Raw genomic sequence first — 13,383 nt, 5'->3', positions numbered from 1 at the left:
CGGCGACCGAAAAAAACCCGCTTCCTCACGGAAGCGGGTTTTTTTTTGCCTGAATGGCTGGGCAGATATCGTTCAAGCAAGGCGCTGGTCTGCGGCTATAGCGCCTTGCTCAAGACCTGCCCGGCGCGCTCAGGAAATCACCAGGCCAGTAATGCAGTTGTCGCCATCAGCCTGGATAAGTACGCGGTCGCTGCGAAGATCCATGGTGCTGATGTCGTTGGGGCCGACTGCGATATGCAGGCCGGTCAGCTCGAGAATGTAGGCTTTGACGCTTTCTACATAACGCGAGCCGATGACGTGACGAGCAGGGCCGAGGATGTCGGTGGTCATGGTGAATCTCCTTGAAGTGTCCGAAATTGGACGCTTGCATGATTCACTGCAGCGCTTGCCAAGCTGCGGTACATGTTCAGCACGCCATGGCGTGACTTACTTCTGCTCGAACATCACGTAAATCTTGCGGCAGGGCTCAAGTACTTCCCAGGTGCCGTGGAAGCCTGCCGGAATGACGAATCGGTCACCTGCACGCAGCGTCTTCGCATCGCCGGCCTTGTCACGCAGCACCGATACGCCGTGGACGATCTCGCAGTACTCATGTTCGGTGTAACTCACCGTCCATTGGCCGACCGCGCCTTCCCACACGCCCGCTGCAAACTGACCGCATGGGCTTGAGTAGTGGTTGTAGACAGCCTGATCCGGCTCGCCCTTGAGGATTTTCTCGGCCGCCGGGCGGTAGCGTTCCGCTTCGGTCAGCACCTGGGCAAAGTCGATAATGCTGGAGATGGTCATCGGTCAAACCCTGTTGTTGTTTAATAAAATTAACATCTGTAGGCGTTTGGGCCTTTGGTGTCAAATATATTGATAGTTTATCCGGGCTGGTTTAGGGTAACTCCTGCCCGCGTGCGCTTGTCGCCCGGCCAGAATTTTTGCCAGCGCCCGAGAATCTTCAGTGCGGCGCTGCACCTTAACAAGAGGAGGAGTTTCCTATGACCACCCTGACGCGTGCAGACTGGGAACAGCGTGCCCAGCAACTGAAGATCGAAGGCCGCGCCTTCATCAACGGCGAGTATACCGACGCCGTTTCCGGCCAGACCTTCGACTGCCTGAGCCCGGTGGACGGACGCTTCCTGGCCAAGGTTGCCAGCTGCGACGTGGCCGACGCCGATCGCGCTGTTGAAAACGCCCGTGCTACCTTCGAGTCTGGCGTCTGGTCGCGTCTGGCGCCAGCCAAGCGCAAGGCCAAACTGATCCGCTTCGCCGAGCTGCTGCGCAGCAATGTCGAAGAGCTGGCCCTGCTCGAGACCCTCGACATGGGCAAGCCGATCAGCGACTCCTCCAGCATCGACATCCCCGGCGCGGCGCAAGCCCTGCACTGGAATGCCGAAGCCATCGACAAAGTCTACGATGAAGTCGCGCCAACCCCGCATGACCAGCTTGGCCTGGTGACCCGCGAGCCGGTTGGTGTGGTCGGCGCCATCGTACCGTGGAACTTCCCTCTGCTGATGTCCTGCTGGAAGCTCGGCCCGGCGCTGGCGACCGGTAACTCGGTGGTGCTCAAACCGTCCGAGAAGTCACCGCTGACGGCCATTCGCATTGCCCAGCTGGCAATTGAAGCGGGTATCCCGGCTGGTGTTCTCAACGTGCTGCCAGGCTACGGTCACACTGTGGGCAAGGCGCTGGCCCTGCACATGGACGTCGACACGCTGGTGTTCACTGGCTCGACCAAGATCGCCAAGCAGTTGATGATCTACGCCGGCGAGTCGAACATGAAGCGCATCTGGCTGGAAGCCGGCGGCAAGAGCCCGAATATCGTCTTCGCCGACGCACCGGATCTGCAAGCCGCTGCCGAAGCCGCTGCCAGCGCCATCGCCTTCAACCAGGGCGAGGTCTGCACTGCCGGTTCGCGTCTGCTGGTCGAGCGTTCGATCAAGGACAAGTTCCTGCCTATGGTCGTCGAAGCGCTCAAGGCCTGGACCCCCGGCAACCCGCTGGACCCGGCCACCACAGTCGGTGCGCTGGTCGACACCCAGCAGATGAACACCGTGCTGTCGTACATCGATGCCGGCCATCAGGACGGCGCCAAGCTGGTTGCCGGTGGCAAGCGCATCCTTGAAGAAACCGGTGGCACCTATGTGCAGCCGACCATCTTCGACGGCGTGACCAATGCCATGAAGATCGCCCAGGAAGAGATCTTTGGCCCGGTCCTGTCGGTGATCAGCTTCGACACCGCCGAAGAAGCCATCGCCATCGCCAACGACACGCCATACGGCCTGGCCGCAGGCATCTGGACCTCGGACATCTCCAAGGCGCACAAGACAGCTCGCGCCGTGCGTGCTGGCAGCGTGTGGGTCAACCAGTATGACGGCGGCGACATGACCGCGCCGTTTGGTGGCTTCAAGCAGTCGGGCAACGGCCGTGACAAGTCGCTGCACGCACTGGAGAAGTACACCGAGCTGAAGGCGACCTGGATCAAGCTGTAATCCTCTAGGTAGCGTCTGCGGGCAAGCCCGCTCCCGGCGGTTCGGCGTCAGTCTCACTGACTGCGCCGTGCCTTTGGGGGCGGGCTTTGCTGCTGTTGGGTGAAAGACAATTCTGCCTGGGAGGCAGTCATGCGTTGGGCAACCTACTTTGCCGTGCTGGCCTCAGTGCTCAGCGTCGGCCTCGCGCTGGGCGTGAGCATGCCGCTGGTGTCGCTGCGCCTGGAAACCTGGGGTTACGGGAGCTTCGCCATCGGCGTGATGGCGGCAATGCCGGCAATGGGCGTGCTGATCGGCGCCAGCCTGGCCAGCCGCCTGGCTGGCTGGGTCGGCGTGCCGGCCGCCATGCGCTTTTGCCTGTGGGGCGGAGCGTTGTCGATCGCCCTGGTTGCGCTGCTGCCCAGCTACCCGTTGTGGCTGGCGCTGCGGTTGGTGATCGGTATGTCGCTGACGGTGGTGTTCATCCTTGGCGAGAGCTGGATCAACCAGTTGGTGGTCGAGCAGTGGCGCGGCCGGCTGGTGGCGCTGTATGGCAGCAGCTACGCCTTGAGCCAGCTGGCGGGGCCGCTGGTGCTGGGTATGCTCGGTTCGGATGATGACTTTGGCTTCTGGGCGGCCACCGGGTTGTTGATCCTTGCGCCGTTGCTGCTGTTTGGCCGTGGCGGTGCGCCGACCACCGAAGCGTGCAGCGTGACCTTCCGCGACCTGCTCGGATTCTGCCGCCGACTGCCGGTGATTGCCTGGGCGATTGCCTTGTTTGCGGCGTTCGAGGCGATGATCTTGACCCTGCTACCGGTGTATTGCCTGCAGCAGGGGTTTAGCACTGAGGTGGCGTTGTTCATGGTCAGTACAGTGGTGGTCGGTGATGCGGTGTTGCAGCTGCCAATTGGCCTGCTGGCCGACAAGATGTCGCGGCGCACCCTGTTCAGTGGTTGTGCGCTGACGTTGATGATGTCCAGCCTGGCGATTCCGTTGTTGATGGAGACCGCGTTGATCTGGCCGCTATGGGTATTGTTCGGTGCCAGTGCCGGTGGCTTGTTCACTTTGTCGCTGATCCTGATCGGCGAGCGCTACCGCGATGATGAATTGGTGCGGGCAAACGCCCATGTGGCGCAGTTGTGGGGCATTGGTTGCCTGCTCGGGCCGCTGTTGGCCGGGGCGGGCAGCCAGTGGATCAGTGGGCATGCATTGCCGTTGATCATGGCCTTGGGGGCGGCGGGGTTGGTCCTGCTGACCCGCCGGCCTGGGGCGTTCGAGCCGGTGCCTGACTGAAGATGGCTGGAGCCGCTGCGCAGCCCTTCGCGGGTTTAGGGGGCGCTGCAAAACCCTGTGGGAGCGGGTTCACCCGCGAAGGGCTGCGCAGCAGCCCCCCAGCGGTCTCAAATCAAAGCATCTTCTCCAACCCCACCGCCTTGCTCACCCAGGCATTGAACCGCCGCCACATGCCGCCAGGCTCCTTGCTCAGCACATGCCGCTGGCCGTTGTCCTCGGTCACCCAGACCATCTTGCCGTCCTCCAGCAGCGGCTGATAACTCAGCGCCGGCGCCATACCCTGCAAGGCCAGCTCGCGGGTATATTCGGCCAGCTCCGGGCTGTCTACCAGCACGCCGACTTCGGTGTTCCACAACACCGAGCGTGGGTCGAAGTTGAACGAACCGATAAAGGTCTTGTGCCGATCGAACACGATCGCCTTGCTGTGCAGGCTCGAATCCGAACCGCCATGGAAATTCAGGCCGCGCCCGGCACTCGGATCACCCGGCTGCCGGCGCAGCTCGAACAGCTGCACTCCGTGTTCGAGCAGGGCACGCCGATACGGCGCATAGCCGCCATGCACCGCAGGTACGTCAGTGGCTTCCAGCGAGTTGGTCAACAGCCGCACCGACACTCCAGCGTCAGCCCGGCTGGTCAGATACACCAGCCCCGATTCACCCGGGACGAAATACGCCGACACCAGAATCAGCTCTTGCTTGACGTTGTTCAGGTCCGGCGCCAACTGCCGCGTCAGCAGCAGATGCGGATCCGGTTCGTCCTGCGCCAGCACCTTGCTCGGCGCGTCCCACAGCGCCTGGCTGTGGGCCCAGATCAATTCGTTGCGCCAAGTGTCCAGGCGCGGCTGCGATTGATACGCCATCAGCCGGTCATACAACGCCTTGCGTTTGATCCGCGCCTCGGCCAGTGACACCTCGAGACGCCGGCGGCTGGCGCGCAGGTCGTCGGCATCCGGCATGCTCCAGAGGAAATCGCCGATCGGCCGGCTGAGGGCGCTGTTCCAGTACTGGTCGAAACTGTGCCCAAGCTGCTCGGCTACCGGGCCGACGCCGAGCATGTCGATGTCGGTGAAGTTCAGGTTGGGCTCGGCGTCGAAGTACTCGTCGCCCAGGTTGCGCCCGCCGACAATGGCCATGCTGTTGTCGACCAGAAACAGCTTGTTGTGCATGCGTCGGTGCTGGCGCGACAGGTTGAACAGGCGGCCGACGCCGCGGGTGACACCGGTACTGCGGCCCAGGTGCAGCGGATTGAACACGCGCATGTGGATGTTGGGGTGGGCGGCGAGGGTGGCCATCAGCGTGTCGAGGCCGTCACTGGTGGTGTCGTCGAGCAGAATCCGTACGCGCACGCCACGGTCGGCGGCTTGCAGCAGTTCATGCACCAGCGCCCGGGTACTGAGGCCGTCATGGACGATGTAGTACTGCACGTCGATGCTGGCCTGGGCGTTGCGGATCAGCTCGGCACGGGCGCGGAAGGCCTCGTTGCTGTTGGGCAGCAGGCGAAAGCCCGAGCGACCTTCATAGGGCGCGGCCTGGCGCTGCACCGAGCGGCCAAAGGCCGAATCACTGGCCGGTAGCGCCTGGCTGACTTCACGAACCGGATTGACGCTGGCGCAGCCAGAAAGGCCGAGCAGCAGCGCCAGCATGAGAGGCAAAGCTCGCTGAAGTCTCAAGGATGAATCGTCCTGTGCGCAGAAGGCTGAGTGCTATGGACCATGCCAGGTGGGGCAAAGTTACGCCTCGCTGTGATCATCGACCAGCAGGCGCAAGGCGGTTTCGCCGACCTTGCGTACCGCCGCCTCGATCTCGGCGCTGGGCCGCGCCGCGTAGTTCATGCGCAGGCAGTGCCGGTACTTGCCGGAGGCGGAGAAGATACTGCCCACCGCGATCTGTACCCCTTGTTCGAGTAAAGCGCGGTTCAGCCGCAGCGTGTCGAAACTTTCCGGTAGCTCGACCCACAGCATGAAGCCGCCCTGCGGCCGGCTGACGCGGGTACCTGGCGGGAAGTAGCGCGCCACCCAGTCGCTCATCAGATCGCGCCCGCGCTGATACTGGCTGCGCATCCGGCGTACATGCGGGTGGTAGTGGCCGCCTGCGATGAAGTCGGCGATGGCCAGCTGCGGTTGCACGCAGGTGCTGCCAGTGCCGATGTATTTCATGTGCAGCACCCGCTCCAGATAGCGCCCAGGCGCCACCCAGCCGATGCGCAGGCCCGGCGCCAGGGTCTTGGAGAATGAGCTGCAGAGCAGCACGCGGCCGTCTTCGTCGAACGACTTGACCGTTGGCGGGCGCGGGTAGTTATAGGCCAGATCGCCGTAGACGTCGTCTTCCAGAATCGCCACGTCGTAGCGCTGGGCCAGGGTCAGCAGGGCCTTCTTGCGCGCCTCGGGCATGATGTAGCCCAGCGGATTGTTACAGCTGGGGGTGATCTGGATGAGCTTGATTGGCCACTGTTCCAGGGCCATTTCCAGCGCCTCCAGGCTGATCCCGGTGGTCGGGTCGGTGGGGATCTCCAGCGCCTTCATCCCCAGGCCTTTGAGCGTCTGCATGGCGCCGTGAAAGCTGGGCGAATCCACCGCAACGATGTCGCCCGGTTCGCACACCGCGCGGATGCTGGTCGACAGCGCTTCGTGGCAGCCGGTGGTCACCACCAGGTCGGCCGGGCTGACGTGGCAGCCGGAATCGAGCATCAGCCGCGCGATCTGTTCGCGCAGGGCGATGTTGCCGTGGATGTTGTCGTAATACAGACCGGGCATGTCCTGGCGCCGGCTGAGCTGGGCCAGGCTGCGCAGCAAGGGCTTGAGGCTTGGACTGTTGACGTCGGGCATGCCCCGGCCAAGCTGAACCACGTCCGGCCGAGGCGTGCCGCGCACCAGCTCCAGCACCTGCTCCCACTGTGAAATCTCCACCGGGCGTTGCGCTGGCCGGGTCACGGCGGGCAGGGCTGGCAGGCTGCGATGGTCGGTAACGAAGTACCCCGATTTTGGCCGCGGCGCGACCAGGCCGTTGTCCTCGAGCATGCGGTATGCCTGCTGTACGGTGCTCAGGCTGACCCCGTGTTCAACACTCAACGCGCGCACCGACGGCAGCCGCTGGCCGGGCCGGTAGAGACCTTGTTCGATGCGCGCGCCGAGCATCTCAGCGAGGTTCAGATACAGCGTCACGGCAATACTCCTGCAGCGCTTGAGGTGACTGACCAGTACAGATCGGGCAAAAATACAGCATTCAGCGCCAGATCCGCCAATTCTGTATGGGAATAATAAAGGTTTTTTGCGTCTGTATTGGCTATGGCTCAGGCGCGCATGCTTTCTCCACGGTGGATCTGGAACAGGAGCAAGCAGCAATGGGTGTTTTCAGTGATGTGCGCGTGCAACCCGCAGTGGAACAGCTTGAGGCGCATCAGCCCCAGGTCGCCAGCGCTCAAGCAGGCTTTAGCGGTGCTGGCCTGATGCTGCACCGCTGGCGTACCCGGCGCGCCCTGCTCGAGCTCGATGATCAGCAACTGCGTGATATCGGCCTGAGCTGGGAGCAGGCGCGCCAAGAGGGCAGCAAGCCGTTCTGGAAGGCCTGAAGCGCGTGGCGCCTACACCAGCTCTTTGAGTCGATGCCAGAGCATGCCCAGCGCCAACAGCGGCGAGCGCAGGTGCTGGCCGCCGGGGAAGGTCATGTGCGGCACCTTGGCGAACAGGTCAAAGCGCCCGCTGTGCTGGCCGCTGATCGCCTCGCCGAGCAGGCGTGCGGCCAGGTGCGTGGCGTTCAGGCCGTGACCGGCGTAAGCCTGGGCGTAATACACGTTGGCCTGGCTGGCCAGTCGGCCTACCTGCGGCAGACGGTTGGCGCCGATGCCGATCATGCCGCCCCATTGATAATCGATGCGCACGTCCGCCAGCTGCGGGAACACCTTGAGCATCTTCGGCCGCATGTAGCCGGCGATATCCTGCGGGTCGCGCCCGGAGTAGTGGCAGGCGCCGCCGAACAGCAGCCGGTGATCGGCCGAAAGGCGATAGTAGTCGAGCGCCACGCGTTGGTCGCAGACCGCCATGTTCTGCGGCAGCAAGGCCCGCGCGCGTTTCTCGCCCAGCGGCTCGGTGGCAATCACGTAGCTGCCGGCGGGCAGTACCTTGCCGCCCAGTTCGCGGTTGAGGTCGTTGTGATAAGCGTTGCAGCACAGCACCAGCGTGCTGGCGCGGACCGTGCCGCTGGCAGTGTGCACCTGCACTTGCGGGCCATAGTCGATGCGCGTGACCTCGGAGTGTTCGTGCAGGCGCACGCCCAAGCCCGCAGCAACAGCCGCCTCGCCCAGTGCCAGGTTGAGCGGATGCAGGTGGCCCGAGCCCATGTCGATCAGGCCGCCGACATAGCGCTCGGAGTTGACCACTGTGCGGATGTCTTCTGCCGGTACCAGACGCAGCTCATGGCCATAACCGAGGCTGCGCAGCTCTTCGGCGTCGGCGGCAAAGCCCTGCAGCTCGCCGGGCTTGTTCGCCAGGTCGCAGTAGCCCCAGGTCAGGTCGCAGGCAATCGCATGGCGCTCGACCCGCTGGCGGACGATATCCACCGCTTCCAGGCCCATCAGCTTGAGGCTGTGCACACCCTGCTCGCCGAGCACCGGCAAAAACTGCTCAAGGCCATGGCCGACCCCGCGAATCAGCTGACCACCGTTGCGCCCGCTGGCGCCCCAGCCGATTTTGCGCGCTTCGAGCAAGATCACCGACAGGCCGCGCTCGGCCAGTTCGATGGCCGTGTTCAGGCCCGAATAGCCACCGCCGACGATACACACGTCGGCGCTGTGCTGGCCTTGCAGAGCCGGGTGATCCGTCTGTGGCGCGCTGCTGGCGGCGTAATAGGAGGCGGCGTGCTGCGCGCTGTGGATCATCGGATCGGCCTTGGCGGAGAATGGAAGGCGGCGAGCATAAGCCGGGGGTTTGGCTTGCGGCAACCGGCGAGGGCTGCGCCCTCGTTCGCGGGCAAGCCCGCTCCCACAGGTACAGCGCTAGAGTCAGACCTTGCCCGATCCCTGTGGGAGCGGGTTTACCCGCGAATGGGCCTATAATCCACTTCACCTTCCAGATCCCTGTCACGCCATGTCCTGCAACCGCCACAAGATCCACTTTCTGCGCGAACTGATCCCTTCTTTCGAGTGCGAGCCCGGCTGCCACGACTGCTGCGGGCCGGTGACCACCTCGGCGGAAGAAATGGCCGCACTGCCGCGTAAATCCGCTGAAGAGCAGGCCGCCGCGCTGGAGCGGCTCGACTGCGTGCACCTCGGCGCGCAAGGTTGCACGGTGTACGCTGAGCGGCCAATGATCTGCCGTCTGTTCGGCACCACGCCGCGCCTGGCCTGCCCGCGCGGGCGCGGCCCGGCCGAGCCGATCGAGCCCGAGGCGGAGCAACTGGTGCACCAGTTCATTGCCAGCACCCGCCAGGTGCTGGTCTGAGCCTCAGTCCGGAATCGGCAGGCACAGGCTCTCTTTGACTTCTTCCATGACGATGTAGCTCTTCGACTCGCGCACGTGCGGCAGCTTCAGCAGGATGTCGCCGAGCAGCTTGCGGTACGAGGCCATCTCGGAAATCCGCGCCTTGACCAGATAATCGAAGTCGCCCGACACCAGATGGCACTCAAGCACATGCGGCAGCTTGAGTACGGCGCGGCGAAACTCCTCGAAAGTATCCCCTGACTTGTAGTCCAGGCTGATCTCGACAAACACCAGCAGGCTGCCCTTGAGGTGCTGCGGATTGAGCCGGGCGTTGTAGCCCATGATGATCCCCTCGCGCTCCAGGCGGCGCACGCGCTCGGTGCACGGGGTGGTGGAGAGGCCGACCTTTTCACCCAGCTCGGTGAACGAGATACGGCCGTCACTCTGCAGGATCCGCAGGATATTGCGGTCGATCTTGTCCAGTTCACGCTTGCTCTGATGCTGGGTTCTCATAGGGGATGCCCCTCCGTAAAAGCCGACATGGCCAAGAATTGTCGCCAAATATAGGCCTTTATATAGTGAAATGCACTGGCCGGTCCTTCATATACTGCGCCCATTCATGCCATATAAACAAAATGTCGCGGCGTGCCGCGTGCGAGGGATAGACGATGCGAGTTCTGGTGCTTGGTAGCGGTGTAATCGGTACCGCCAGTGCCTACTACCTGGCCCGGCAAGGTTTCGAGGTGACGGTGGTCGACCGCCAGCCAGCGGCGGCCATGGAAACCAGTTTTGCCAACGCCGGCCAGATCTCGCCGGGCTACGCCTCGCCCTGGGCCGCCCCGGGTGTGCCGCTCAAGGCCATCAAGTGGCTGCTGGAGCGCCACGCCCCACTGGCGATCAAGCTCACTGGCGATGTAGACCAGTACCTGTGGATGGCGCAGATGCTGCGCAACTGCACCGCCAACCGCTATGCCGTGAATAAAGAGCGCATGGTGCGGCTGTCCGAATACAGCCGCGACTGCCTCGACGAGCTGCGCGCCGAGACCGGCCTGAGCTACGAAAACCGTGCGTTGGGCACCACTCAGCTGTTCCGCACCCAGGCGCAGCTCGATGCGGCGGCAAAAGACATCGCCGTACTCGAGCAGTCGGGTGTGCCGTACGAGCTGCTCGACCGCGATGGCATTGCCCGTGTCGAGCCGGCCCTTGCCGGGGTTACCGACATTCTCGCCGGTGCCCTGCGCCTGCCAAACGACCAGACCGGCGACTGTCAGCTGTTCACCAACAAGCTGGCCGAGATGGCCATCAAGCTCGGTGTCGAGTTCCGCTTCGGTCAGGACATCCAACGCCTGGACCATGCCGGTGATCGTATCAACGGCGTGTGGATCGACGGCAAGCTGGAAACCGCTGACCGCTACGTGCTGGCACTGGGCAGCTACTCGCCGCAGATGCTCAAGCCACTGGGTATCAAGGCGCCGGTGTATCCACTCAAGGGTTACTCGCTCACTGTGCCGATCACCGACCCTGGCATGGCGCCGACCTCGACCATTCTCGACGAGACCTACAAGGTCGCAATCACCCGTTTCGACAACCGCATCCGCGTCGGCGGCATGGCCGAGATCGCCGGTTTTGACCTGTCGCTGAACCCGCGCCGGCGCGAAACGCTGGAGATGATCGTCAACGACCTTTATCCTCGCGGCGGCGACCTGAGCCAGGCCAGCTTCTGGACCGGCCTGCGCCCGGCCACCCCGGACGGTACGCCGATCGTGGGTGCAACCAGTTTCCGCAATCTGTTCCTCAACACCGGTCACGGCACCCTGGGCTGGACCATGGCCTGTGGCTCCGGGCGTTTGCTGGCCGACCTGATCGCCAAGCGCAAGCCGCAGATCAGTGCTGAGGGCCTCGATATTTCCCGTTATGGCAACCACAAGGAGTTCGCCAAGCATGGCAATCCAGCGCCAGCTCACCAATGAGCGCATGAGTCAGATCGTCACCCACAACGGCACGGTGTACCTGGCAGGTCAGGTCGGTGATGACCTCAGCGCCGGCATCGAGCAGCAGACCCGTGAGACGCTGGCGACCATCGAGCAACTGCTCGACCAGGCCGGTACCGACAAGACCCGCTTGCTCTCGGTGACCATCTACATGAAAGACATCGACGCCGACTTCGCCGGCATGAACGCGGTCTGGGACCAGTGGCTGCCGGCCGGCGTCGCGCCAGCCCGGGCCACAGTTGAAGCCAAGCTGTGCGAGCCGGAAATCCTCGTCGAGCTGTCGGTGGTCGCTGCACTGCCGTAACCCGTTCCCTCACCCCGGCGCGGTGGCTACCTACTCCCCACCCACCGTGCCGGGGGCTTATTCAACAACCCGTACTGCCAGAAGGCTGCCGCCATGCGTCCCGCCCGCGCCCTGATCGACCTCCAGGCCCTGCGCCACAACTATCGTCTGGCCCGTGAACTGTCCGGTGCCAAAGCCCTCGCCGTGATCAAGGCCGATGCCTATGGGCATGGCGCGGTGCGCTGTGCGCTTGCCTTGGAAGCCGAGGCCGATGGCTTCGCTGTGGCCTGTATCGAAGAGGCGCTGGAGCTGCGCGCCGCTGGCATCAAAGGGCCGATTCTGTTGCTCGAAGGCTTCTTCGAAGCCAGCGAGCTGGCGCTGATCAGCGCCAATGATCTGTGGTGCGTGGTGCATTCGTTGTGGCAACTGGAAGCGATCGAACAGAGCGCTGTGGCCAAGCCGTTGAAGGTCTGGCTCAAGCTCGACAGCGGCATGCACCGAGTGGGTCTGCATCCAGAGGATTACCAGCAGGCCTATCAGCGCCTGCTGGCCAGCGGCAAGGTGGCGCGCATCGTCTTGATGAGCCACTTCGCCCGCGCCGACGAGCTTGATGTGCAGGCCACGGCGCAGCAGCTCGCGGCATTCGAAGAGGCGCGCCAAGGCCTCAGCGCCGAATGCAGCCTGCGCAACTCACCGGCCGTGCTTGGCTGGCCGCAGGTGCCGAGCGACTGGGTGCGCCCTGGCATCATGCTGTACGGAGCGACGCCGTTCGAGGTGCCCCAGGCCGAGGCGAGCCGACTGCAACCGGTCATGACTCTGCAATCGCGGGTCATCAGTGTGCGCGAACTGCCTGCGGGTCAACCGGTCGGTTATGGCGCCAGGTTCATCAGTCCACGGCCGACCCGGGTCGGCGTGGTTGCGATGGGTTATGCCGACGGTTACCCACGCCAGGCCCCAACTGGCACCCCGGTGCTGGTGGCCGGCAAGCGCAGCCAACTGATCGGCCGGGTGTCGATGGACATGCTCTGCATCGACCTGACCGATGTCCCCGAAGCGACCCTGGGCAGCCCGGTCGAGCTGTGGGGCAAGCAGGTGTTGGCTAGTGACGTGGCCGGGCATGCCGGGACCATTCCTTACCAGCTGTTCTGCAACCTGAAGCGGGTGCCACTGGAGTACATCGGCGAATAAAGCTGTGCTGCGGACGGGCAGGGGTGTGGAGTGTTGTAAATACTGAACGGCATTGCCATGATATCGTTCACATTCGACCCCACCCCCACCGTTTAAGGAGGCGCAAGCTTTGGACGTCGGCGAACGACTGCAAGCCATCCGCAAGCTCAAGGGCCTGTCCCAGCGGGAACTCGCCAAGCGCGCGGGGGTAACCAACAGCACCATCTCGATGATCGAGAAAAACAGTGTGAGCCCTTCGATCAGCTCGCTGCGCAAGGTGCTCAGTGGCATTCCGATGTCGATGGTCGAGTTCTTTTCGGTAGAAATGGAAGTCGAAAGCCAGGCCCAGATCGTCTACAAGGCCCATGAGCTGATCGACATCTCCGACGGTGCGGTGACCATGAAACTGGTCGGCAAGTCGCATCCCAATCGCGCCATTGCCTTCCTTAACGAGGTCTACCCGCCTGGCGCCGACACCGGTGACGAGATGCTCACCCACGATGGCGAAGAGACCGGCATCCTCCTCGAAGGCCGCCTGGAGCTGGTGGTCGGTAGCGAGACCTTTGTGCTCGAAGCTGGCGACAGTTATTACTTCGAGAGCACCCGCCCGCACCGTTTTCGCAACCCGTTTGCCGAGCCCGCACGCTTGATCAGTGCCGCGACACCGTCGAACTTTTGATCCAGCGCAGCGTATTGATTCGCCAATAGCCCTTTCACTTGTGTGGTCGTTTCGCGGCTGTGGTGTAGCCGCTATACTTTTCAACGCCCGCAATTCGTGGCTGC

General features: G+C 63.5%; 14 protein-coding genes. 8 read left to right on the top strand and 6 right to left on the bottom strand.

Annotation, left to right across the window (positions count from 1 at the left end; genetic code table 11):
• Positions 1–129: 129 nt before the first annotated feature.
• Positions 130–330, bottom strand: coding sequence for a hypothetical protein (locus M2396_RS11375; RefSeq protein WP_101322894.1), 201 nt, complete (start codon positions 328–330; stop codon positions 130–132).
• Between the two features lie 96 nt (positions 331–426).
• On the bottom strand, positions 427–786 hold the full coding sequence (locus tag M2396_RS11370; RefSeq protein ID WP_150571452.1) for a cupin domain-containing protein: 360 nt from the start codon (positions 784–786) through the stop codon (positions 427–429).
• A gap of 197 nt (positions 787–983) precedes the next feature.
• Between M2396_RS11370 and M2396_RS11365 the strand changes: the two genes are divergently transcribed.
• Both M2396_RS11365 and M2396_RS11360 read left to right on the top strand, forming a co-directional pair.
• Entirely contained in the window at positions 984–2,477 is a 1,494-nt protein-coding gene (locus M2396_RS11365; RefSeq protein ID WP_101322896.1) for an aldehyde dehydrogenase, read from the top strand.
• Positions 2,478–2,606: 129 nt separating this feature from the next.
• Complete coding sequence (locus M2396_RS11360) at positions 2,607–3,746, top strand: MFS transporter (RefSeq protein ID WP_259074812.1); 1,140 nt, start codon at positions 2,607–2,609, stop codon at positions 3,744–3,746.
• Positions 3,747–3,858: 112 nt separating this feature from the next.
• Here M2396_RS11360 and M2396_RS11355 read toward each other — a convergent pair whose 3' ends face one another.
• On the bottom strand, positions 3,859–5,415 hold the full coding sequence (locus M2396_RS11355) for a phospholipase D family protein (protein WP_103435563.1): 1,557 nt from the start codon (positions 5,413–5,415) through the stop codon (positions 3,859–3,861).
• 60 nt (positions 5,416–5,475) lie between these two features.
• Positions 5,476–6,906 (bottom strand): PLP-dependent aminotransferase family protein, encoded by a 1,431-nt coding sequence (locus M2396_RS11350; RefSeq protein ID WP_101322899.1) that lies wholly within the window; start codon positions 6,904–6,906, stop codon positions 5,476–5,478.
• A 179-nt stretch (positions 6,907–7,085) separates the two neighbouring features.
• On the opposite strand from M2396_RS11350, the gene M2396_RS11345 reads away from it, so the two are divergent.
• Positions 7,086–7,313 carry a DUF1127 domain-containing protein gene (locus tag M2396_RS11345; RefSeq protein ID WP_101322900.1) on the top strand — a complete coding sequence of 76 codons (228 nt, stop codon included), beginning with the start codon at positions 7,086–7,088 and terminating at the stop codon, positions 7,311–7,313.
• A gap of 12 nt (positions 7,314–7,325) precedes the next feature.
• Here M2396_RS11345 and M2396_RS11340 read toward each other — a convergent pair whose 3' ends face one another.
• Positions 7,326–8,618, bottom strand: a complete 1,293-nt coding sequence (locus M2396_RS11340; RefSeq protein WP_259074808.1) for an FAD-binding oxidoreductase — start codon at positions 8,616–8,618, stop codon at positions 7,326–7,328.
• A gap of 208 nt (positions 8,619–8,826) precedes the next feature.
• Between M2396_RS11340 and M2396_RS11335 the strand changes: the two genes are divergently transcribed.
• Positions 8,827–9,180, top strand: a complete 354-nt coding sequence (locus tag M2396_RS11335; RefSeq protein ID WP_101322903.1) for a YkgJ family cysteine cluster protein — start codon at positions 8,827–8,829, stop codon at positions 9,178–9,180.
• A 3-nt stretch (positions 9,181–9,183) separates the two neighbouring features.
• Here M2396_RS11335 and dadR read toward each other — a convergent pair whose 3' ends face one another.
• Positions 9,184–9,672 carry a transcriptional regulator DadR gene (gene dadR / locus M2396_RS11330; RefSeq protein WP_039581953.1) on the bottom strand — a complete coding sequence of 163 codons (489 nt, stop codon included), beginning with the start codon at positions 9,670–9,672 and terminating at the stop codon, positions 9,184–9,186.
• Between the two features lie 155 nt (positions 9,673–9,827).
• Between dadR and dadA the strand changes: the two genes are divergently transcribed.
• The 4 genes from dadA (at position 9,828) to M2396_RS11310 (ending at position 13,279) form a co-directional block, all read left to right on the top strand.
• On the top strand, positions 9,828–11,129 hold the full coding sequence (gene dadA / locus M2396_RS11325) for a D-amino acid dehydrogenase (RefSeq protein WP_259074803.1): 1,302 nt from the start codon (positions 9,828–9,830) through the stop codon (positions 11,127–11,129).
• Positions 11,101–11,454, top strand: coding sequence for a RidA family protein (locus tag M2396_RS11320; protein WP_101322905.1), 354 nt, complete (start codon positions 11,101–11,103; stop codon positions 11,452–11,454). The genes dadA and M2396_RS11320 overlap by 29 nt, the downstream gene beginning before the upstream one ends.
• A 93-nt stretch (positions 11,455–11,547) precedes the next feature.
• Positions 11,548–12,621 (top strand): alanine racemase, encoded by a 1,074-nt coding sequence (alr, locus tag M2396_RS11315; RefSeq protein WP_150572499.1) that lies wholly within the window; start codon positions 11,548–11,550, stop codon positions 12,619–12,621.
• Between the two features lie 109 nt (positions 12,622–12,730).
• Positions 12,731–13,279 carry a cupin domain-containing protein gene (locus M2396_RS11310; protein WP_101322907.1) on the top strand — a complete coding sequence of 183 codons (549 nt, stop codon included), beginning with the start codon at positions 12,731–12,733 and terminating at the stop codon, positions 13,277–13,279.
• The last annotated feature ends 104 nt before the right edge of the window (positions 13,280–13,383 follow it).

Source organism: Pseudomonas sp. BIGb0278 (genome assembly GCF_024809895.1).
GTDB lineage: Bacteria > Pseudomonadota > Gammaproteobacteria > Pseudomonadales > Pseudomonadaceae > Aquipseudomonas > Aquipseudomonas shirazensis.
The sequence above is the reverse complement of the archived record's forward strand: the minus strand, read 5'-3'. Positions and strand labels throughout refer to the sequence as shown.